The organism is Pandoraea pneumonica, assembly GCF_902459645.1.
In the GTDB taxonomy this organism is placed as follows: domain Bacteria; phylum Pseudomonadota; class Gammaproteobacteria; order Burkholderiales; family Burkholderiaceae; genus Pandoraea; species Pandoraea pneumonica.
The window spans coordinates 144,116-164,437 of record NZ_CABPSK010000002.1 but is presented as its reverse complement, the minus strand read 5'-3'; the positions used below and the strand labels follow the sequence as shown (position 1 = coordinate 164,437).

The window sequence follows — 20,322 nt, the reverse complement described above, 5'->3', positions numbered from 1 at the left end:
AAGACGCCGCGAGGCGTACGTCAGGCGCCCAGATTCAGGCCGTAGACTTCGTGCAAGGCACGTTGACGGCGCGTGCTGTTGATCATGGCATCGAGATGCGCCAGACGCGGCACCGCGAGGTCGCGAATCGCAGCATCGTCCGCCAGAATCCGACGAATGATCGCATGTTTGCGTGCACGCTCGTCTTCGCTGAGCGGCAACGCGGCGTCGAGTTGCTTGATCGCGTCGACCTGCGCGCGATATTGCGTCTCGAGATCGATCAGGGCATCCCAGTCGCCTTCACGGGCGACGCCGAGCATCCGCTCGGTGAGGCCGGCAATGCTTTCGTAGCAGTTCAGCAAGGTCGTGGCTTCATTCATAGCGCACTCCGGTGCCCGCCTGTGCGGCGGGGGCACCCGTGCCGGCAGCCGGCGTAATTTCTCGCCAGGCCGATGCAATCGTGTCGAGCAGGGTGTCGACTTCTCGTACTTTGGCCACGTCGTTCTCGAGATTCGCCTCGAGCAGACGCCGCCCCATGTAGTCGTACAGATCGCCCAGATTACGGGACAGTTCCCCGCCGACTTCCATATTCAACCCGTCGCGCAGGCCGCCGATGATGCCGATGGCCTTCGAGAGCGCCTGGCCCCGATCGGCGATGCGGCCGTCTTCAAAATGCACGCGTGCTTTGGTGAGGGCCGCTTTGGCACCATCGAACAGCATCATGATGAGCTGGTGCGGACTCGCGGCAATGACGCCCGTCTCGAGCCCAACCTTGCGATACGCGTTGGCGGCGTTTTGACCGTACATGACTTTCTCCGGAGCGCGGGCGCGGTGGCGCGTGCCGTGCGCTTACTTCGAGGACGACGACGAAGACGACGAACCACCGAGCACCTGCTTGAGGTAGTCGCTGGTGTTTTGCAGCTTGGCCATCGTTGCATCCAGTGCCGTGAACTGGGCGAGATAGCGGTTCTGCATCTGCGTCATCTGGTCTTGCCAGTCGCTCTCCTGCTGCTGCACCTGCTTGATGCTGGCGTTCAGGTTCGACTGGGCCGTGCTGATCGCGCCCTTCGCGCTCAGGAAGTTGCTGACCTGGTTCGACAGCAACGATGCATAGCCTTGCGAAAAGTTGATCGTGCCGCGATTGCCAAGGTTCGTGCCGGTGACCTGGATCTTCAGGCCATCGGTCTGCGAACCCGCCGCGCCGGTCAGGTACTGACCGCTGCCCGTCGCAATCACGCCGCCGATCGAGCCGCCAACGTCCACACCATCGGTGCTCGGCGACACGCCGGTGCCGAACAGCGCCGTCATCGCATTGCCCGACGTGACGCGCACGTTCGAGGCCGAGCCATAACGGTTCGACGTGATCGAGAGAACGCCGTTGGTTTGCTTGACGGTCACCGACGATCCGTTGGTGACGAACTGCGAGTTCCCGTTGATGGCCGCTTGCAACGCCGATGCCATCTTATCCGGCGTGTAGATGCCGTTCGGGATGGTGATCGACGTGCTCTTACCGTCGACCTGCACCGTCAACGTGTTGTTGGTGCCATCGATGATGGTGTTCGCGCCAAGCGTTGCGTTCGACGTGAGCGTGCCCTGGGTTGCCAGGCGCGTAATCACCACGTCGTACTGACCCGGCTGCGTATTGCTGGTCGAGCCTTGGTAGCTGATCAGGCTGTCGGTGGTCGTGCCGTTGGTCGCCAGCAGCGAGGCGAGCTGAGCGAACCCGCCCGAAGCGATGGCCTTTTGCAGCTTGGTCGAGTCGACCGCGAGCTGGCCCGAGGTATCGGTGGCGCTGCCGGTGCCGTCGCCAGCCTGGAACGTCACGCCGATATCGGCCAGCGATGTCAGCACCGACCCCGAGACCCCCGGCAGCTTGCCGTTCAGGATCTGCTGGATCTGCGTGGTGATCATCTGCGTGGTCGTGTCGCCGATCAGCGGACCGTTGTTGTTCGAGGTGCTACCCGGCGTGGCGCTCGACTTGTCGAAATACGTCAGCTTGCCGATGGCCGATTGCAGCGTGTTGTACGCCGTGACGAAATCGTTGACCGACTTGCTGACGCCATCGCTGTTGTTGCTCACGCTGACCGTGGTCGAGCCGGTCTTGAGCAGCGTCATCGACAGACCCTGCACGGCGCTCTTCACGGTATTGGTCGGGCTCGATACCGCCAGACCATTGATGGTCAGGTTGGCGTTCTGGCCTGCTGCGGTCTGCGTCAGGTTCTGCGTGCCGGTCGGGTCGTACGCCAGCATGTTCGTGAGCGTGCTGTCGCCGCCTGCTGCGACGTCGACTTTCATGCTCATCGTCTGACCGGTCTGCGTCGACGTCAGCACCAACCGGTTCGGCGTGGCGCTGCCGTCGTTCACGATCGTGGCCGTCACACCGCCGTTGGCGGCGTTGATGGCGTCGCGAATGCCTTGCAGCGAGTTATTCGTGTTGGTGATCGTGACGCTAAACGGCGCCTGCTGCGCGTTCGGCGAGAAGCTGGCGCCGGTGTACGTGCCGTTGGTGAGCGTGCCGCCCGAGATCGTGCCGAAGCTGAAGGTCAGCTTGGTGGACGTGCCGCTACCGATCGAGGCGGCGGGGTCCGACACGCCAGACGTCGTCAAGCTCTGCGCTTGCGCCAACTGGGTCGTGTTGATCGTGTAGCTGCCCGCTTTCGCCGTGGTATCTGCCGACGCGGTCAGGAACGTCGCGTCGCCCGGCGTAGCCGTCATTTGCAAGAACGACGATGCCGAGGACAGCGCCGACAGCGACGTTTGGAACGAACTAAGTGCCGATTGCAGACTGCCGAGTGCCGATACCTTGGTCTGGTAGCTGGCCTCTTGCGACTTGAGCAAGTTGAGCTTTTGCGTGGCCGGCTGCATCAGACTGGTGACGAGCGCGTTGACGTCCAGCCCGGAGCCAATGCCCGGTGACGAAATAGAGCCCGTTGTAGAACTGCCGGTGGATGCCATAAATTGCTCGCTCTTTAAATTGGTTGCTCAACGCGCAAAACGCCGGCGCAAAAAAGATTGCCTTTGTAATGCTTGCGGCGACGCCCCCCGTGAAGGTGGCGCCGCCGGCGGCCCGGCCGAGTTGCCGCCGGGCGTTACACCATGCCAAACAGGCGCTTTACTGGAGAAGCTTCAGCACTTGTTGCGGCAGTTGGTTTGCCTGAGCCAGCATCGAGATGCCTGCTTGTTGCAGAATCTGCGACTTGGTCAGGTTAGCCGTTTCAGCAGCGTAGTCGGTGTCTTGCACGCCCGAACGCGCCGAGGTCAGGTTTTGCGTCGTGGTCGACAGGCTCGAAATCGTCGACTGGAAGCGGTTTTGAATTGCGCCCAGGGTCGATTGCAGCGTGTCGACGGTGCCGATGGCCGAGTCGATTTGCGACAGCATCAGCGTGGCGCTGTTGACCGTCTTCACGTCGGCTTGTGCCAGGCTACCGCTCGTAGCGTAAGTCGTAGCTGCCGTCGGCAGGCCCAGCTTGGTCAGCGTTGCCGCCGTACCGCCGCTGATCTGGAACGACGAACCCGAGCTCAGGTGCATCTTGCCGGCGGTGTCGACATACGCGTTCACGCCGCTGTTCGACGAGTTGATCGCGTTGGCCAGGTCGGTGGCGCTGTTCATCTTGCCGGTGATGTTGGTTGCCTTACCGTTCACGGTCAGGACCAGGTCGCCAGCAGACAGCGTTTGCGAGAACGTCGAAGCGACGGCGGTCGACGTGGTCGTCGAGCCAGCAACGCCAGCGGCCACGGCCAGACCCAGCGTGGTGGCGTCGGCGCCAGCAACGGTCATCGTTTGCGTCGGATCGGTGTTGGTGAGCGCGATTTCGCCAGATGAGTTGACCGAAGCGACGTTGCCCGTGAAACCGGCGCTTTGTGCAGCCGTGTTGATGGCCGTTGCCAGGTCTGCCGAGCTGTTGTACGTGCCGGCCTTGACGTTCACTGCCGTGCCTGCGCCCAGTTGGACGGTCAGAGCAGCAACGGTGAAGCTCAGCGGGTTCGTCGACGAGGTCGTTTGTGCGACCGAGCCGATGCTGGCGATGGTCATGCTTTGTTGCAGGTTGACCGAGATGGTCTGACCAGCGTTAGCACCCACTTGGAAGTTCGCCGTGCCCATCGAGCCGTCGAGCACGTTCAGGCCGTTGAACGACGTTTGCGTGGCCAGGCGGTTCACTTCAGCCAGACGCTGTTGAACTTCTTGGTCCAGTGCAGCGCGGTCCGAAGCCGAGTTCGTCGAGTTGGTCGACTGAACAGCCAGCGTACGGATACGTTGCAGGTTGTCGGTGATCGACGACAGGGCGCCCGCAGCGGTTTGCACCAGCGAGATACCGTCGTTGGCGTTGCGCTGAGCTTGCTGCGTGCCGTTGATCTGGGCCGACATACGGTCCGTGATCGCGAGGCCAGCGGCGTCGTCAGCCGCGCTGTTGATGCGCATACCCGACGACAGACGGGTGATCGAGGTCTGCAGGCCCGATTGCGACGTATTCAGGTTACGTTGAGCAACCAGCGAGAAGATATTGGTATTGATGACAGATGACATTTAGCCACTCCTTTCCCAAAATTTTTGGCTCCGGCTTAAGCGCCGTAACTTTGGCTCACCAGCCAATCGCCGAAAGCCGCCGTTGTAGGGGATATCGGACGGCCTTTGGGAAAATTTAGGGTGGTTTTGCAAAATGCTCTGCCGCCCCCCATCGACTGACCCTGTCGATGTCGGAAAAACGCTAGTAAGCCAGTCTACAAAATTCCTCCACGATTGATCCGACAAGGAAAGGGGCAAAGTGCCGCCTATTCATGTCCGGTAAGGCTCGGAGAGGTGACGGCCTGCGCTGCACACTGTGATGAGGGCGATGTGCTTCGCGTCGCGCGGCATCGCCGGGAATGGCGCGCAAAAATATTTTTCGGGGGGATGAAAAAATATTGCCGCCCGAGGGCGGCAATCGTGATGTGGCGGTTTGCGCTTACTAACTTAGGCGCACACGGGGCCCATTTCGGCACTGACCAGGCCGTGTTGCATCACGTAATACGTGAGCTCGGCGTTGTTGTTCAGTCGCATCTTCTCGAGCAGGCGGGTGCGGTACACGCTCACGGTCTTCACCGAGAGCGAGAGGGCGTTGGCGATGTCGGTCAGGCGCTTGCCCGAACCAATCATGCACAGCGTCTGGTATTCGCGATCGGACAAGCGCTCGTGCGGCGGCTGGTCGGCGTCGGGGCCTAGATAGTCGGCGAGCGTCTCGGCCACCATCGGGCTCACGTACTTGCGGCCTGCGGCGACCTGCCGCACTGCGGAGACCAGTTGCTGGGCGTTTGAACGTTTGCTCAGATAGCCGGCTGCGCCAGCTTTGAGCGCGCGCAAGGCAAACTGGCCTTCGCCGTACATGCTGAAGATCATCACCGGCAGGCGCGGGTGTTTGCGCCGCAGGGTCTTCAGAATTTCGAGACCGTTCGTGTCGGGCAGCGAAATATCGAGCAGGACGATGTCCCACTGTGCGGCGTCTGTCATTTCCAGCGCTTCTGCGCCGCAATCGGCTTCGCCGATGACGGCGATGCTCCCGCTATCGGAGAGCAACTGCCGGACGCCCTGGCGCACGATGGCGTGGTCGTCGACGATGAGCACTCTTAGCGTCATGATGCGTATCCGTGAAGGGCAAGCGATTCCGGGACTTCAAGACCGGCAGCGAGCGCCGCTGTCGGGGCCGACAGGATCTGGTGCCAGGGAAGACGTGCGCTCACGAGCGTCCCCGATCCTTGAACACTGCCAATGCGTAGCGTGCCGCCGAGCGCCGTACAACGCTCGCGCATGCCCACCAGTCCGAAATGTCCGTGCTTGCGACGCGCGCCGCGGGCTACGCCGCAACCGTCGTCGGAAATCGTAAGTTTGAGTGAACGATGACTGCTGTCGAGCGCCACGACCACGCGCGTTGCGCGTGCGTGCCGGGCGACATTGGTCAGCGCTTCCTGGGCAATGCGGTACAGCGCAAGCATCGCGTCAGGCGTGAGATGGGTGACACGCTCGCGCGTGACGTCGTCGCAACGCCAAATGCACGTGAGGCCGCCTTGCTCGCCGAACCCGCGCAACCAGGTGCGCAGCGCCGGGACGAGCCCCGCGTCGAGCACCGGCGGACGGTGACGGCCGACAAGCTCGTCGGCGGCATCTTGTGCCGCGTTGGCGGCGTGCTGAATCTGGGTACAGAGGGATTGCCATTCGGCGGCGTCGCTGGGGGCGCGCGTCGACAAGCGTGCGACCACCAGTTGCAAGGCCGTGAGTTGGGCGCCCAGCCCATCGTGCATCTCTTGCGCAATGCGCGTGCGCTCGGCTTCGCGGGCGGCGTCGATCTTTCGGGCTACCGATTGCGCGAGCGGACGTGCCACGGCAGCGCGCGCGGGTCGAGAGACCGGCTCGGGCGGCAACGCCGCGCCGCTTGCGGCGGGCTGATCCGATACCGGCGTCACGGCGCGCGAGTGCAACGCGTCGTCAAGCGACACGCGACGTCTCGCAGCCTGTGCGGCAGGATCGACGAGATACGGCATGGAGGCAAATCCCTGAGAGAAAAAGTCTCTTGCCGCAACCCACGCGGCGAGACCCACATTCAATTTAACAAACTTTACATTTCGTCACAATTACACGCGGCGGGCACCCACGTGGTTGACAGCGAGGTGTAACTAATTGATTTGGATCAAGAAGTTTCCACTTGCTTGAGGAGGATTCTGCGAAGACCCCAAATATATCAGGGTTTGTCCTAGCGCATCCAGTCGAGCGTATGTTTCAAACGACATGTTCGATCTAAACGATTGTAACGCCTTAATTTTCGGGGTGACTTCATACAGATGTTATTTTCTTTCAGCGATTCGCCCGGGTTTACCTGCGCCTTATCGGTAACGGCTTCGCCCTCGTGTCACCGATTAGGCGTTGCTTTCGGCCTCCGAACTGAGGGGTAGCGATACCGTCACGATCAGGCCGCGGCCGTCGTCGCCCGGGGCGAGCGTCACGGTGCCGTGGCTGGCGGCGACGATCTCCTTGACGATGGCAAGCCCGAGGCCGGTGCCCGGCTGGCCCGGCGGCGCGTTGCGGTAGAAGCGTTCGAATACGCGCTGGCGCGCTTCGGCGTGAATGCCCGGTCCGTTGTCGATGACGCTGAGTCGCGCGACGTTGTCCGCGCTGTCGATGGCCACGGTGACGCGTCCGCCCTCGTGGATGTAGCGGATCGCATTGTCGACAAGATTCATGACCATCGCATGAAAGAGCCCGCTATTGCCCGCCACCCAGACGTGCGTGTGGGCCGATTCGAACCCCAGATCGATGTTGCGCCGTTGCGCCAGTGCCACCAGTTCTTCGAGCACGCCCGCGGCCACGGCCACCAGATCGACGCGCGAACGCGAGAACGCCGGCGTGTCGGCGGCCTCGGCTTGCGAGAGCAGCAACAGCTTGTTGGTCAGATCGGCTAGCCCCTGGCTGCTGGTCTGCATGGCGGTGAGCACGTCGGCGAGTTGGGCGCGGTCGTCGAGTTGCGCGGCAAATTGAAGCTGCGTGTCGAGCAGCGTGAGCGGGGTGCGCAACTGATGGGCTGCGTCCGCCACGAAGCGCCGCTGCTGTTGCGCCTGCGCGGAGAGCCGCTGAATGCACAAATTTATAGCATCGACGATCGGGCGAAGTTCGGTTTGCAACTGCCCGGCGCGAATCGGCACCAGTTCCTGCGGCGAGCGTCCGGCCACTTCGTCCTTCAGTCGGATGAGCGGATGCAGTTCCACCGTCAACCCGATGAGCACCAGCAACGCGGCCAACGCGGCCATGGCGATTTGCCGATGCAGCGACGGCTCCCACAGTTCGGACAGCATCCGGTCGTGCGCGTACATCGTCTCGGCCACGACCACCGCCACGCGGTGCGGTTCGCCCGAGTCGTACATCGTGCGCACGAAGCTGATCACGCGCAGGGGCTCGTCGTTGAAGCGGATGGTCGAATAGCTGGGCACCGTGGCCGGGAACAGCGGCGGATGCGGAAAGTCGGGCGGCCCGGCGAGCAGTTGGCCGTTTTCGGTGATCACCTGATAGAACACACGGTCGTGTTCGGGCGAAGCGAATAGCTCCAGCGCCGACGGTGGCACGTTCGCGCGCAGGGCGCCGTCCACCCACGCGATCTGGCCCGCGATGACCTGCGCTGACGTGAGCAACGCCCGGTCCTGCACGAGTTCCGCGGTGTCGTGGGCGCTGCGATAGGCCAGCCAGCCGCTCGCGCCGATGTAGAGCGAGAGCGGCAGCATCAGCCACATCAGCAATCTGACGCGAAGGCTAAGCATCTTTTTCGCGCAACAGATAGCCCAGCCCGCGCAGGGTCATGATGGCCGCGCGGCTCGGCTCGAGTTTTTTGCGTAGGCGGTGGATATAGATCTCGATGGCGTCGGCGCTCGGCTCGTCGTCCAGACCGAAAACGCCGTCGACGAGCGCGCTCTTGGCCACGGTCTTGCCCTGCTTGCGCATCAGAATTTCGAGCACGGCGTGTTCGCGCGAGGGCAGCGCGAGCGGTGCCCCCGCAATCGTGAACTGGCGCGTACCGGCGTGGTAGCTCAGGTCGGCGCACACGAAGTCGGCGCTTTGCTCCGGCGCATGACGGCGCGCGAGCGCCTTCACGCGTGCGATGAGTTCGCGCACTTCGAAAGGTTTGACGAGATAGTCGTCGGCCCCCGCGCCAAGGCAGTCGACCTTCTCGTCGACCGACCCGCTCGCCGTCAGGATGATCACCGGCACGTTGTTGCGTCGCTCGCGCAGCCGACGCAACACGTGCTTGCCGCCGAGCTTGGGCAGCATGAGATCGAGCAGCACCACATCGTAAGTTTCCGTTTGCAGCAGACGGTCGGCCGCGTCGCCGTCACGCGCCGCGTCGACGGTGAAGTTGTCGTCGCGCAGCATGCGAGCGAGCCAATGGGCGAGGGTGTCGTTATCTTCGATCAGCAGCAGTTTCATGACGGTCGAGCGTAGGGCTCTCGTGAAGCACATCGGTGCGCATTAGCGCGCCCCGGAGTGTGCCCGCAGTGCCGTGTCACGCCAACAGCGGGTAAACACCCCCCTGTGGCGAGCGAAAACCTGCATGGGGCGAAAGCTTGATGAAAGCTTCGTTTTTCTACAATCCGCCCATGGCAGATGAAAGGATCGCTGCCCTGGCTTTGCGGCACTTGTGCGCGAGGCCTGCCGTCACCGCTCAGCGGGTCGGCCCATTATCCCTAAAACAATGGAGACACCACAATGCGAGCAAGCCTTGGCCTGCGTCTGCCGAAAGCCCTTGTGAAACCCGTCCTCGCCAGCGTGTTCGGCGCGGCATTGGCCATGGCCAGCGCACCGGGCTTTGCCGCCGACAGCGGCAAGGTCACGATCATGGTGGGCGGTATCACGAAGATGATCTATCTGCCGGCCAAGCTTGCCGAGCAACTGGGTTACTTCAAGGAAGAAGGCCTGAACGTCGAGCTGCTCTCGCAGCCCGCCGGCGTGGACGCAGAGAACGAACTGCTCGCCGGTGCCGTGCAGGCCGTGGTGGGTTTCTACGATCACTCGATCGACTTGCAGAGCAAGGGCAAGGAAATTCAGGCGATCGTGATCTTCGGTCAGGTGCCGGGTGAAGTCGAACTCGTCAACGCGAAGAGCAAAGACACCATCAAGAGCATGGCCGACGTGAAGGGCAAGACCCTTGGCGTGACCGGTCTGGGCTCGTCGACCAACTTCCTCACGCAATACCTCGCCGCGAAGCACGGTATTCCGTCGTCGCAGTATTCGGTGCTGCCGGTGGGCGCGGACAACACGTTTATCGCCGCCATCAAGCAGAACCGCATCGACGCGGGCATGACCACCGAGCCGACCGCCTCGCAGTTGCTCAAGACGGGCGACGCCGCTGTGCTGGTCGACATGCGCACGATGGAAGGCACGGTTGCCGCACTCGGCGGCGCTTACCCGGCATCGAGCCTGTACGTGCAACGCGCGTGGCTCGACAAGCACAAGCCCGAAGCGACCAAGCTTGCGCGTGCGTTCGTGAAGACGCTGAAGTACATCAACACGCACTCGGCGGCCGAGATCGCCGACAAGATGCCGAAGGACTACTACGGCAACAACAAGGCACTGTATGTGCAGGCGCTGCAAAATTCGCTGCCGATGTTCTCGCCGGATGGCCGCATGCCCAACGGTGGCCCCGAGACCGTGCTGAAGGTGCTCGCCGCGTTCAACCCGAACGTGAAGGGCAAGCACATCGATCTGTCGAAGACGTACACCAACGAGTTTGTCGATCAGGCGAAGTAATTGATTCGCCGCGATTGCACCACTCGCACCTCTTGACCCTGTAGTACCGGCGCGCGGTCAGTCAGACGCGCAGCCCACCGAGCCGCCCACACCCGACTTCCGTCAGGTGTGCGGGCTGGCTCACCCCTTGAAAATGACGCGCAAGCGCAAATGGCACCTAGGGCCTGTTCCCCCTAATTCCGGGCTCGTGTTGCCCGGCCAAAGGGGCGAGCGCAAGGAATGAGCCGAAGTGAATATCGGGAATATTCGCGAGGGTCATGACGCAGCGATCGCCCCTTTGGGTGGGCAACCCGGAGGGAACGTGCCCTACCGGCCGTCTGGCGGCGTTGCCCGCAGCTTGCTTGGAGCGACCAAGCGGCGCTGCGGGCGCCTTGCCAGCCAGCCGGTAGAACACGTTCACGAGCCCGGAATTAGGGGGAACAGGCCCTAACAACGTACCAGAGGAGCTGGGCATGACTCAGACGATTAGCCAGACCAACATCCCCACCGCGCAGGCGCCGTCCCGTGCGGCTAGCGCAGTCTCGCGCGACACCCCGGCCATCGAGTTCGACAACGTGTCGTGCCGCTTCATCTCGCCGGACGGCAAGGCCACCATTGCGCTGCGCAACTTCAGCATGTCGGTGGCGCGCGGCGAATTCGTCGCCATCGTCGGCCCGACCGGCTGCGGTAAGTCGACCACGCTGTCGATGATTACCGGCTTGCTGCGTCCGACCGCGGGCAGCGTGCGCGTGATGGGCCAGCCGGTGAACGGCATCGACCCGCGCATCGGCTTCGTGTTCCAGAACGACGCAGTGTTTCCGTGGCGCAGCGTGCGCGAGAACGTGGCGGCGGGCCCGCTGTTTCGCGGTCAGTCGAAGGACGCCGCTTACGCGCTCGCCGATCAGTGGATCAAGCGCGTAGGGCTCGACAAGTTCGGCAGCCATTACCCGCACCAACTCTCGGGCGGCATGCGCAAGCGCGTGGCACTGGCGCAGACGTTCATCAACGGCCCGGAAATTCTGCTGATGGACGAGCCGTTCTCCGCGCTCGACATGCAGACGCGCACGCTCATGCAAGACGAGCTGCTGCAACTGTGGTCGTCGACGTCGGGCTCGGTGGTGTTCGTCACGCACGATCTGGAAGAAGCGATTGCCCTGGCCGACCGGGTGTTCGTGCTGACCGCGCGTCCGGCAACGCTCAAGAACGTGTACACGATCGACCTGCCGCGCCCGCGCGTGATGTCGGAGATTCGTTACGAACAGCGCTTCATCGATATCTCGCGCGAGATCTGGGCGGATCTGCGCGAAGAAGTGAAGATCGGGTGATGTTGCGCCCCGGCATCGTCGGGGGCAATCAAAGTGAATTGAAGGGTAGGCGCAGCCGCGCGTACCCATGCCGTCAGGAGGAGGGCATGAACATGAGTGAACAGGCCATGCTGGCAGGGTTCGGCGACGCCGATCTCGCGCGTGAAGAAGCCGCGGCGCAACGCCGCATCAAACAACGCCGTGCGCTGGTGATTTTTCTGCGCGTGGCGATTCTGGTGATCGGCCTCGGCGGCTGGGAAGTGGCGGCGCGCATCGGCTGGATCGATCCGTTCTTCTTCTCGCAACCGACGCTGATCGTCGAGCAGATTTACGACTGGTGCGTGAATGGCACGTCGCAGGGGCCGCTCTGGGCGCAGGTGCTCGTCACGTTGGAAGAGACGGTGCTGGGCTTTCTCATCGGTGGCGTCGCGGGGGTGATTTGCGGCATCGTGCTGGGCCGCAACAAGCTGCTCTCGGATGTGTTCAGCCTCTATATTCAGATCGCGAACTCGATTCCGCGCGTGGTGCTCGGTTCGATCTTCGTAATCGCGTTCGGGCTGGGCATGGCGTCGAAGGTGGCGCTCGCCGTGGTGATGGTGTTCTTCGTGGTGTTCGCCAACGCGTTTCAAGGCGTGCGTGAAGCCGACCGCTACATGATTGCGAATGCGCAGATTCTGGGCGCGTCGCGTCGTCAGGTGACGATGGCGGTGGTGATTCCGTCGGCGCTGTCGTGGATTCTCGCGAGTCTGCACGTGAGCTTCGGCTTCGCACTGGTCGGTGCCGTGGTCGGTGAATTCCTTGGGTCGAAGCAGGGTATCGGTTTGCTGATCTCGACCGCGCAAGGCGCGTTCAATGCCAGCGGCGTGTTCGCGGCGATGATCGTGTTGGCGGCGGTCGCGTTGGGGGCGGACTATCTGCTCACGTCGCTCGAGAAGCGTTTGCTGAAGTGGCGTCCGGCAGCGTTCAGCAACGAGTAAGACACGTTAGCCGGTGCTGACCGGCGGGCACAAAAAACGGCGCCACCCTTTGCGGGGTGGCGCCGTCTTCCTTTGGAGCATCGTGAGCCCGACGGCTCAGCGTTAAATCTTCAGCTTGGTGACCTTCGTGCCTTCGACATTCAGGTTCGCCATCAGACCGGCGTTGGTCATGATGATCACTTCCACCGGCGAGGTGGCGGTGTTCAGGTCGACCGCACCGTTCGCACCGATCTTGACCACGGCGACGGAGGCATCGGCCCCGGCCGTCCAGCCGTCGGTGCGCTGGAATTTGTCGAGCGCGTCTTGCGTCATGAACAGGAAGATCACAGCCTTCGATTGCGCGCCGATTTGCAGGCCGAACGATGCCGTCACCGTGTTGTAGTAACCCTGCGTGGCACCGCCTACGCGCAGTGCGCCTTCGCCGTATTCGCCGCCCACGACGAAACCGGCTTGCAGCACCGACGGGAACACGAGCACGCCACGGGCCTTGCTCACCAGCTCGCGCGAACCCTTGACCGTGGTGTACATCTTGTCGAGTGCGCCGTTCACCGAAGCGTCGATTTCACGGCGCTTGTTGGCGTTGACCGAGGGGGAGCTATCGCTCTTGTCGGCTTGCGACGGGCTGGTCGTCGAGCAACCGGCCAGCGCGAACGCGGCGGCGGCAACGGCGACGGAAGTTTTCATCAGGAAATCGCGTTTTTGCATTTTCTCCCTCCAGAAGCATGGGCCGCACGGACAGGCTGCGGCTTGGATGCGGATAAAAACGTCATGTCGTGGCAGGCGCCCGGATAGATCGGCGGGGGCGGCCCGCAACGACGGTGAAGCGGATGATGAGGTCGATGCTTCGGCATCCGAGAGATGCCGCCTCTGGCACCGGGCGATGGTTCGTTCCACATCGCGATGGTGGCCGACAGTGCGTCGACATGACGTCGATTATGCGGCGTCTACGGCCGTTGTCAAGAAGATCGCGCGACAAAATACGCTAACGTGCGCGCTTCTTGCGTCAACTTGTAGGCGCCTGCCTACGTGCACTTGCGCATGTATTCTTCCTTGAGCGCTTTGCGCGGGTTGGTGCGTGTAGGAATGTCGATACGGTTGCCGTTCGGTTGCACGACAGGGCGGTCTCGGGTGTAGACCGGCTTGTCGGGGGTGTTAGCGATCTTGTCGGCGAGCGCTCGGCATTCTTCGCGTTGCGTCGGGCTCGCCTCCGTCGCCGTGGCCGCTTGTGCTGCGGCCTGATTACGGGCGGCCTGCGAGCACTGGTCGGGGGGCAATGCGCGGCCCACGCTATCGAAGCAAACCGGGGTTTGGGCAAGGGCGAAGCCGCTGGTGCCAAGCATGACGAAGGCGACACCGGCTCGCAAGAGGGTGCGCAGCCCTTTAGCGCTCACAACGGGATGCCCGAGACGGAAGTGCGGGGCAAATGAGACAAGCGAGCCAACCGACGCAGAAGGTGGCGAAGCGGAGGCAGTAGACGACGCGGGTGAAGCGGCGAGGCGTGAAGCAGAACTAAGCGGCAGATCAGACATCGGGGACAGCGTGGCGGTGCAGCGGGGCATCGTCAATCTCCTCAATGACAGCACGCCCGCGTATGCGCGGGTGGGCCTATTCTGGCACCGTGCCGGGCGGGTTGTCGATAGCTGCGACGCTTGCCGCGACATCGAGTCGCGCCGCCAGCCGCCCCGGCCGGTCGGTGCGCAACTCCAGCCGATAGCCCACGCCGTAGATCGAGCGCACGATCTCTTCGTCGGGGCGAATGGCTTGCAACTTGCGCCGCAAGTTCTTGATATGACTGTCGACAGTTCGATCGGCCACCACACGATGATCGTCGTACATACGATCGAGCAGATGGGCGCGCGGGAACGTCTTGTCGGGGTGGCTGGCGAGCGTGGCGAGCAGGCGCAACTCCACCGGCGTGAGCGGCAATTCGTGGCCATCGAGCCGCGCGTGATGCCGTACGGCATCGATCACGAGCGCCGGTTGTGGCGGCGGCACTTCAGGCGCTGCCGTGGTCGTGGCACTCGCAGGGCCGCGCACGCGCCGCAGAATGGCTTTGACGCGCGCGACCACTTCACGCGGACTAAACGGCTTGCAGATGTAATCGTCGGCGCCGAGCTCCAAGCCGAGCAGCCGGTCCGTTTCGGCCGCCCGCGCGGTGAGCATCACGATGGGCACTTCCGAGATTTCGCGCACGACGCGGCACACTTCCAGGCCGTCCATGCCGGGCAGCATCAAATCGAGCAGGATGAGGCGCGGCTCGGTCGTGCGCACGGCGGGCAGCACGTCGCGGCCGTCCGACAGAATGCGGCAGGGCATGCCCGCGACGCGCAGATACTCGGCGAGCAGCGCGGCGAGTTTCGGCTCGTCCTCGACGATCAGAATCGGCGCGGTATCGGCAAGTGTCATGACGTCGGTCGGTGAGCGCAACGGGGCGCCCTTGTCGGCAAGTGTCTGCAAAGCGAGGTTCATTGCGGGCGGTGTCAACAAAGGGTGGTCAGTGTGCTGCTGCTAAAGGCTGTGCCGGGGGCGGCGTCGTTCGCCGTACTACCGGCAAGACCGGTGACGGGCGCGCCGAACGTGCCACTGAGCGTGCCGCCCAGCGAACTTCCCAAGGCGGTGCCCAGTGCGCCATTGAGCGCCGAGAGGCACGACGTGTTGCGATGGCACGGCAGCACGATGGCGAGTGCGAGTCCGCCCAGCGGCGAATGTCGCGCGATGATCTGGCCGCCGTGCGCTTCGACGATGTGTTTGCACAAGGCCAGTCCGAGCCCCGCGCCGCCACTGCGGCGGCTGCGCGACGCTTCCACGCGAAAGAGCCGCTCGAACAGACGCGGCAACGCATCGTCGGGCACGCCAGGGGCCGAGTCTTCGATTTCGAGCCGCAACTGCGCGCCGCTCGACGACAGATACACCCGCACCGCGCCGCCGCCGTCGGTATAACGCAGCGAATTCTCGAACAAATTGCCGAGCAACTGCGTCAAGCGATGCAGGTCGCCATCGACGGTGAGTACGGCGTCAGGCAGGTGCACGGTGAGCGTGATGCCCTTGGCCTCGAACCAATCGCGAAAGGCCATGACGGTGGTCGCGACACGCTCGGTCATGTCGACAGGCGCGAACTGATACGTGAGTGCGCCGATGTCGGAGAGCGAGAGTTCGTAGAGGTCGTCGATCAGCTTTGCCAACAGCGAGACCTCGACGCGCAGCGACGCCAACGCGTCTTGCGTGAGCGGGCGCACGCCGTCTTCCATGGCTTCGATTTCGCCGCGCAGCACCGAGAGCGGGGTGCGCAGTTCGTGCGAAATATCGGCAAGCAGATCGCGGCGCAACTGGTCGTTGTGCGCGAGGGTGTCGGCCAGCCGGTTCAGGTCGGCCGCGAGGCGTGCCAATTCGTCGGCCCCCACCGTCGGGGCGCGCACGCTGTAGTCGCCCATGGCCATGCGGTGCGTGGCTTCTAGCAGCGGTGTGACGGGCACGAGCAGGCGTTGCGCGACGCGAATGGCGACAGCCCCCAGCGTCGCGACACCGAGCAGCGCGAGATAAATCAGGTTGTCCCCGGCGAGCCAACTGTGTCCGTTCAGCGCGGCACGCACGACGACCGTCGTGGCCGCCATGGTGACCAGGCCGGTCGCGAAGATCGCGAGAAACAACTTGCGCGTGATGCCGGAGTTCATGCGTGGCCTGGTCGGGTGGCGTGGTTAATCAAGGTCAAGGTGTCGGGGCGGCGTCACCTCGTCTGACGAGCGAACGCCCGACGGGACGATTCCGTCGATGGCGCGCCATTTTCTCAGCTTCACAGCAACGCGCGCCGTGCCTCCACAAATTTTCCACGATTTGTGCGCACTGGCTGCACGCCCTGTTTTTACTATTCCTTACGAAGCTGGCCGAAGTGCCATTTCCTCACTCTTATCGATGACAACCGGGCGACCAGCCCGGTCAGGGCGCGGGGGCGCCACACCATGTCGAAACTGTCGATGCTTCGTCGCGCTGCGGCGCGTGGCCTTGTTCTGACGTCGGTGTCCCTTGCCATGGCCGGTTCGCTGTTGCTCAGCGCCTGTTCTAGCGGCGGCGTGGCGCCCACGCCGATGGCCGTCATGCCCATGCCGCGCGTGACTAACGTGCAAACGGCGGGCTCGATCTATCAGGCGACCACCGCCACCAACTGGTTCGAGACACCGGTGGCCCATCGCGTGGGCGATTTGCTCACGATTCAGGTGGCGGAGACCACGACCGGTACCAACAAGGCGCAGAGCAACGTGACGCGCAACGCGAGCGTCACGGCCAAGAGCGCGAAAGACAACGGGGCCGATTCGCTGCTCGAACGGTGGTTCAACATCGGCTCGTCGGCCAGCGCCTTCCAGGGCAACGGCACGACGAGTTCGAGTTCGGCGATGACGGCCACGATCGCGGTGGCCATCGTCGAGGTGCTGCCCAACGGCGCGTACGTGGTGGGCGGTGAGAAACAAGTGATGCAGGGGCGCAATTTGGAGACCTTCCGTTTCACGGGCGTGGTCAACAAGTTCGACATTCAGCCGGGCAACGTGGTGGCGTCGAGCAAAGTTGGGCAGGCGAAGGTGGCGCGGGTGGAGGACGGTCAGGTCGCCGATGGGGCGAATGGCGGCTGGCTCCAGCACGTGTTGCTGGGTGTGTCGCCTTTCTGATGAAGCGCCTCGCGGCGGTGCTGGCGTTGGCGGCGGCGGCCAGCGCGATGTTGGGCGGGTGTCTGTTCGCGACGCCCGTGCCGGTAGTGGCGGCGCAGGTGGCGGCCAGCGTGGTGACGACCGGGGTGGTGCTGGCCGACCAGTTGCCGTCGGTCGTGCCGCCGACACAACCGGCCGCCCCCGAGTTGATGAGTCGCAACCTGTGTATTGAGTTGGGCTCGGATGGCGTCTCGGATTTATTACCGGCGATTCAGGGGCGCCTGCAGGCCTACGGCATCGTGAGCACGATTTACAGCCCCGGCACATGGCCGACCGGATGCGTGGTGCTGAACTACACGGTGCGCCGCGCCTGGCGCAATTCCCTGTGGGGCAGTGCGCCGAGTGAGTATCTTGCGTACGCGACGCTCACGCTCAGTCAGAACGGCTCGGTGATGAATACGGTGTATTTCGACGGCAGAACGTCGACCGTGGAGTCGTGGTCCGGCGCAAATGCACGGATGGCGCAACTGGTGGACCGGCTGGTGGTGTTTTGATTTGGCGCGCCCGACTGGAATCGAACCAGTGACCCTCGGCTTCGGAGGCCGATACTCTATCCCCTGAGCTACGGGCGCTGTGCAGACCACCGGTATGAATGCGCGAACGCGCGGGCCGGCGGGCAAAGACGTGCAAGCATAGCGGTTTTGTCGTGCGCCGTCCATGCCTGGCGCATCGTCGTGCCCCACAATGCGGCAATTCACTACGGGATACGCATCACGCGCGGTTTTGCTGTGCATGCAACGCCATCCCCCTTCACGCACAAAGCACGCGGAACACCGCTTTGGGTTTCGCGTAAGTTAGGGAAAACACGGGACTTTTGCGGCGTCTGCGCACGGCCATCGCGTGTCATCGCGGGAGTGTTTGTTGCTACAATGGCTCGTTATTTTGACCGGATGGTGCCTGCCGTCCGGTGTGACGCACTCGGTTTCCACAAAAACTATTGAGAGATCCCGCATGAGTGAAGCACATAACGAGCATGAGTCCCTGATCAAAACACCAAAGCAGCTCATCGCCGCAGTTATTGCAGGTTTTCTGGTACCGATTGTCATCATCGTCTTGCTGGTCAATTACGTGGGCAACAACGCCCTGACCGGCGCAGGCAGTTCCGCCATGACCGAAAAAGCCATCGCCGAGCGCATCGCGCCCGTGGCCAAGGTCGAAGTCAAGGATGCCAACGCACCGCGCGTCTATCAGACGGGCGAGCAACTCTACAAAGCCGTTTGCGCCGCGTGTCACGCCGCAGGCACCGCCGGTGCCCCGAAGGTCGGCTCGGCCGACTGGGCGCCGCGCATTGCGCAGGGCTACGACGAAATGCTCAAGATCGCCCTGGCCGGTAAAGGCGCCATGCCCGCGCGCGGCGGCACCAGCCCCGACGACGTGACGGATTACGAAATTGGCCGCGCCATCGTCTACATGGCCAACGCCTCGGGCGGCAAGCTGCAAGAACCGGCTGAGCCAGCACAACCGGCGTCCGGTGCCACGGCTGCCGCACCGGCTTCGGGCGCAGCGCCCGCTGCCGACGCTGGCTCAGCCGCTGCTGCTGCCGCAGCCATGGCGTCCCTCAAGACCGCCGCCCCGGCCGCCGCTGGCGCTGGCAGCAACCTTGAAGCGGGCAAGAAGCTTTACGACACGGTTTGTATGGCGTGCCACGCGTCGGGCGTGATGAACGCCCCGAAGTTCGGCGACAAAGCCGCTTGGGCACCGCGTATCGCCACCGGTATCGACACGCTGCACAACGCCGCGCTCAAGGGGCTGAACGCCATGCCGCCGAAGGGCGGGGCTGCCAACGCTTCGGATGACGACGTGAAGGCTGCTGTCGACTATATGGTCAGCGCCGCAAAGTAAGTCTGCGCACACGCTGTCGCTGCAAAAGAAAATCCCCGCCTCGGCGGGGATTTTTGCTTTCTCGGACTCGTTGCTTGATCGACTAAGCGCGTTGCCGTTCGACCGACATGTTGCAGTGCGTCAGACGTTCACGCACAACGCGGGGTCGAACTCGACATTCTCGACACGCCCTTCAAAACAATAGCCACGCGGATTGCACAGCACGCGCGTGCGCCCGACGCGGTAATCGAACGAATCGTGCGTATGGCCGTGCACCCACAATGCGGCGTCCGACTGGTCGACGAACGACGTCAAATCCGAAATAAACGCCGGATTGACGGGCGACCCGGCAAAGCGTGGATGAATACTCTGCGGCGTCGGTGCGTGATGGGTGACGACGACGGTCGGGCCGTCGTGCGGATCGGCCAGCGCCCGGCGCAGCCACGCCACGTTCTCGCGGCACAGCGCGGCGCTATCTTCCGGGGTGAAAAACGGCAGATCGGACCACGGCGCTGCCGGATCGCCCACGCGAATGCGCGTGAAGTCGCGCACGAACTTGCGGGACTCCTCGATCACTTCGTCATGCTTGCCTTCGGCGTCGTACAGCGCGAAATCGCTCCATAACGTCGTGCCGATGAAGCGAACGCCGTCGATCGTCACGGCACCGCGTTCCAACACGTGAACATTGCTGCCCGCGGCAAGTTTGCGAATCTCGGCAAGCGTACCGGCGAGCGTCGCGCCGTAGAACTCGTGATTGCCAGCCACGTAGATGACGGGGCGCGGTAATTGCTTCGCCCACTCAATGGCTTGCGCCGGTCGGCTGATATCGCCAGCGAGAATGGTGACGTCTGCCACCACGTCAGGTGTCGCCAGCGGGGCGACGGACAAATGCAGGTCGGACAGGATATGCAGTCTCACACACACGCTCCACAAAGCTTGAGGATCGGTGCCGCACACTCGCCACGGCAGGGGTGCATGTGACGCATCACGAGAGACGTTAAAGCGGTGTGGGCATTGGACCGAAATCGACGCAATTAGCGTACCGTTTCGTCCGTTTTTTACCGACTATCACCCGCGCCGCGCCGATGGTCAAGATGTCTTTGTCATCGAAAGAATGCGCTCCTATAGTGAAACCTCACCTGACGAGTGGAGGAGAGCCTATGCGCAAGTTGTTGGTTGTCGCTGTGCTTGGTTTAGCCGGTCTGGCAGGCGTGATGGTGGCGTCGAGTCCGGCAATCGCGTGTAGCCAGACGTCTACGGGCGGTGGCAAATAGCAGCAAGCCTTGTCTTTACTGCGCGCCCTG

Annotated in this window: 19 protein-coding genes and 1 tRNA gene; 6 read left to right on the top strand and 14 right to left on the bottom strand. The window is 63.2% G+C overall.

Features of this window, described 5'->3' with window-relative positions; all coding sequences use genetic code 11:
• Positions 1 to 20 precede the first annotated feature (20 nt).
• The 8 genes from PPN31114_RS09840 to PPN31114_RS09805 form a co-directional block, all read right to left on the bottom strand.
• On the bottom strand, positions 21 to 359 hold the full coding sequence (locus PPN31114_RS09840; RefSeq protein ID WP_058376534.1) for a flagellar protein FliT: 339 nt from the start codon (positions 357 to 359) through the stop codon (positions 21 to 23).
• Positions 352 to 786, bottom strand: a complete 435-nt coding sequence (gene fliS / locus PPN31114_RS09835) for a flagellar export chaperone FliS (RefSeq protein WP_150679350.1) — start codon at positions 784 to 786, stop codon at positions 352 to 354. The genes PPN31114_RS09840 and fliS overlap by 8 nt, the downstream gene beginning before the upstream one ends.
• Positions 787 to 828: 42 nt before the next feature.
• Entirely contained in the window at positions 829 to 2,934 is a 2,106-nt protein-coding gene (gene fliD, locus PPN31114_RS09830; RefSeq protein ID WP_150679349.1) for a flagellar filament capping protein FliD, read from the bottom strand.
• Positions 2,935 to 3,091: 157 nt separating this feature from the next.
• The gene (locus PPN31114_RS09825; RefSeq protein ID WP_150679348.1) at positions 3,092 to 4,504 is read right to left on the bottom strand and encodes a flagellin N-terminal helical domain-containing protein; all 1,413 of its coding nucleotides are present in this window, start codon (positions 4,502 to 4,504) and stop codon (positions 3,092 to 3,094) included.
• A 426-nt stretch (positions 4,505 to 4,930) separates the two neighbouring features.
• Positions 4,931 to 5,590, bottom strand: a complete 660-nt coding sequence (locus tag PPN31114_RS09820; RefSeq protein ID WP_150679347.1) for a response regulator — start codon at positions 5,588 to 5,590, stop codon at positions 4,931 to 4,933.
• Complete coding sequence (locus PPN31114_RS09815; RefSeq protein WP_150679346.1) at positions 5,587 to 6,492, bottom strand: sensor histidine kinase; 906 nt, start codon at positions 6,490 to 6,492, stop codon at positions 5,587 to 5,589. The genes PPN31114_RS09820 and PPN31114_RS09815 overlap by 4 nt, the downstream gene beginning before the upstream one ends.
• Before the next feature lie 372 nt (positions 6,493 to 6,864).
• Positions 6,865 to 8,256 (bottom strand): sensor histidine kinase, encoded by a 1,392-nt coding sequence (locus PPN31114_RS09810; protein WP_246182492.1) that lies wholly within the window; start codon positions 8,254 to 8,256, stop codon positions 6,865 to 6,867.
• Positions 8,249 to 8,920, bottom strand: coding sequence for a response regulator transcription factor (locus PPN31114_RS09805; protein ID WP_150679345.1), 672 nt, complete (start codon positions 8,918 to 8,920; stop codon positions 8,249 to 8,251). The genes PPN31114_RS09810 and PPN31114_RS09805 overlap by 8 nt, the downstream gene beginning before the upstream one ends.
• 360 nt (positions 8,921 to 9,280) lie before the next feature.
• Between PPN31114_RS09805 and PPN31114_RS09800 the strand changes: the two genes are divergently transcribed.
• The 3 genes from PPN31114_RS09800 (at position 9,281) to PPN31114_RS09790 (ending at position 12,500) form a co-directional block, all read left to right on the top strand.
• Positions 9,281 to 10,240, top strand: coding sequence for an ABC transporter substrate-binding protein (locus PPN31114_RS09800; RefSeq protein ID WP_246182561.1), 960 nt, complete (start codon positions 9,281 to 9,283; stop codon positions 10,238 to 10,240).
• Positions 10,241 to 10,692: 452 nt separating this feature from the next.
• A complete protein-coding gene (locus PPN31114_RS09795; protein ID WP_246182491.1) occupies positions 10,693 to 11,544 on the top strand; it encodes an ABC transporter ATP-binding protein in 852 nt (283 codons plus the stop codon).
• Between the two features lie 86 nt (positions 11,545 to 11,630).
• Positions 11,631 to 12,500 carry an ABC transporter permease gene (locus PPN31114_RS09790; RefSeq protein WP_174987893.1) on the top strand — a complete coding sequence of 290 codons (870 nt, stop codon included), beginning with the start codon at positions 11,631 to 11,633 and terminating at the stop codon, positions 12,498 to 12,500.
• Positions 12,501 to 12,602: 102 nt separating this feature from the next.
• On the opposite strand, the gene PPN31114_RS09785 is transcribed toward PPN31114_RS09790, so the two are convergent.
• From PPN31114_RS09785 to PPN31114_RS09770, 4 genes are all read right to left on the bottom strand, one after another.
• Entirely contained in the window at positions 12,603 to 13,205 is a 603-nt protein-coding gene (locus PPN31114_RS09785; protein ID WP_150679343.1) for a BPSL1445 family SYLF domain-containing lipoprotein, read from the bottom strand.
• A gap of 317 nt (positions 13,206 to 13,522) precedes the next feature.
• On the bottom strand, positions 13,523 to 13,840 hold the full coding sequence (locus PPN31114_RS09780; protein ID WP_150679342.1) for a hypothetical protein: 318 nt from the start codon (positions 13,838 to 13,840) through the stop codon (positions 13,523 to 13,525).
• A gap of 265 nt (positions 13,841 to 14,105) precedes the next feature.
• On the bottom strand, positions 14,106 to 14,906 hold the full coding sequence (locus PPN31114_RS09775; protein ID WP_150680340.1) for a response regulator: 801 nt from the start codon (positions 14,904 to 14,906) through the stop codon (positions 14,106 to 14,108).
• A 74-nt stretch (positions 14,907 to 14,980) separates the two neighbouring features.
• The gene (locus PPN31114_RS09770; RefSeq protein ID WP_150679341.1) at positions 14,981 to 16,171 is read right to left on the bottom strand and encodes an ATP-binding protein; all 1,191 of its coding nucleotides are present in this window, start codon (positions 16,169 to 16,171) and stop codon (positions 14,981 to 14,983) included.
• Between the two features lie 285 nt (positions 16,172 to 16,456).
• On the opposite strand from PPN31114_RS09770, the gene PPN31114_RS09765 reads away from it, so the two are divergent.
• Entirely contained in the window at positions 16,457 to 17,158 is a 702-nt protein-coding gene (locus PPN31114_RS09765) for a flagellar basal body L-ring protein FlgH (RefSeq protein WP_150679340.1), read from the top strand.
• Positions 17,158 to 17,691 carry a hypothetical protein gene (locus tag PPN31114_RS09760; protein ID WP_150679339.1) on the top strand — a complete coding sequence of 178 codons (534 nt, stop codon included), beginning with the start codon at positions 17,158 to 17,160 and terminating at the stop codon, positions 17,689 to 17,691. The genes PPN31114_RS09765 and PPN31114_RS09760 overlap by 1 nt, the downstream gene beginning before the upstream one ends.
• A 2-nt stretch (positions 17,692 to 17,693) precedes the next feature.
• Here the strand turns inward: PPN31114_RS09760 and PPN31114_RS09755 are convergent.
• A tRNA-Arg gene (locus PPN31114_RS09755) sits at positions 17,694 to 17,769 on the bottom strand.
• Positions 17,770 to 18,148: 379 nt separating this feature from the next.
• Here PPN31114_RS09755 and PPN31114_RS09750 point away from each other — a divergent pair.
• On the top strand, positions 18,149 to 19,039 hold the full coding sequence (locus PPN31114_RS09750) for a c-type cytochrome (protein ID WP_150679338.1): 891 nt from the start codon (positions 18,149 to 18,151) through the stop codon (positions 19,037 to 19,039).
• Between the two features lie 120 nt (positions 19,040 to 19,159).
• Here PPN31114_RS09750 and PPN31114_RS09745 read toward each other — a convergent pair whose 3' ends face one another.
• Positions 19,160 to 19,936 carry a metallophosphoesterase gene (locus tag PPN31114_RS09745; protein WP_150679337.1) on the bottom strand — a complete coding sequence of 259 codons (777 nt, stop codon included), beginning with the start codon at positions 19,934 to 19,936 and terminating at the stop codon, positions 19,160 to 19,162.
• Positions 19,937 to 20,322 lie beyond the last annotated feature (386 nt).

Bases quoted from the DNA above. Each gene is read 5' to 3' on its own strand.
- PPN31114_RS09840 (WP_058376534.1), bottom strand. From the start codon at position 359: ATGAATGAAGCCACGACCTTGCTGAACTGCTACGAAAGCATTGCCGGC.
- fliS (WP_150679350.1), bottom strand. From the start codon at position 786: ATGTACGGTCAAAACGCCGCCAACGCGTATCGCAAGGTTGGGCTCGAG.
- fliD (WP_150679349.1), bottom strand. From the start codon at position 2,934: ATGGCATCCACCGGCAGTTCTACAACGGGCTCTATTTCGTCACCGGGC.
- PPN31114_RS09825 (WP_150679348.1), bottom strand. From the start codon at position 4,504: ATGTCATCTGTCATCAATACCAATATCTTCTCGCTGGTTGCTCAACGT.
- PPN31114_RS09820 (WP_150679347.1), bottom strand. From the start codon at position 5,590: ATGACGCTAAGAGTGCTCATCGTCGACGACCACGCCATCGTGCGCCAG.
- PPN31114_RS09815 (WP_150679346.1), bottom strand. From the start codon at position 6,492: ATGCCGTATCTCGTCGATCCTGCCGCACAGGCTGCGAGACGTCGCGTG.
- PPN31114_RS09810 (WP_246182492.1), bottom strand. From the start codon at position 8,256: ATGCTTAGCCTTCGCGTCAGATTGCTGATGTGGCTGATGCTGCCGCTC.
- PPN31114_RS09805 (WP_150679345.1), bottom strand. From the start codon at position 8,920: ATGAAACTGCTGCTGATCGAAGATAACGACACCCTCGCCCATTGGCTC.
- PPN31114_RS09800 (WP_246182561.1), top strand. From the start codon at position 9,281: ATGGCCAGCGCACCGGGCTTTGCCGCCGACAGCGGCAAGGTCACGATC.
- PPN31114_RS09795 (WP_246182491.1), top strand. From the start codon at position 10,693: ATGACTCAGACGATTAGCCAGACCAACATCCCCACCGCGCAGGCGCCG.
- PPN31114_RS09790 (WP_174987893.1), top strand. From the start codon at position 11,631: ATGAACATGAGTGAACAGGCCATGCTGGCAGGGTTCGGCGACGCCGAT.
- PPN31114_RS09785 (WP_150679343.1), bottom strand. From the start codon at position 13,205: ATGCAAAAACGCGATTTCCTGATGAAAACTTCCGTCGCCGTTGCCGCC.
- PPN31114_RS09780 (WP_150679342.1), bottom strand. From the start codon at position 13,840: ATGCTTGGCACCAGCGGCTTCGCCCTTGCCCAAACCCCGGTTTGCTTC.
- PPN31114_RS09775 (WP_150680340.1), bottom strand. From the start codon at position 14,906: ATGACACTTGCCGATACCGCGCCGATTCTGATCGTCGAGGACGAGCCG.
- PPN31114_RS09770 (WP_150679341.1), bottom strand. From the start codon at position 16,171: ATGAACTCCGGCATCACGCGCAAGTTGTTTCTCGCGATCTTCGCGACC.
- PPN31114_RS09765 (WP_150679340.1), top strand. From the start codon at position 16,457: ATGTCGAAACTGTCGATGCTTCGTCGCGCTGCGGCGCGTGGCCTTGTT.
- PPN31114_RS09760 (WP_150679339.1), top strand. From the start codon at position 17,158: ATGAAGCGCCTCGCGGCGGTGCTGGCGTTGGCGGCGGCGGCCAGCGCG.
- PPN31114_RS09750 (WP_150679338.1), top strand. From the start codon at position 18,149: ATGAGTGAAGCACATAACGAGCATGAGTCCCTGATCAAAACACCAAAG.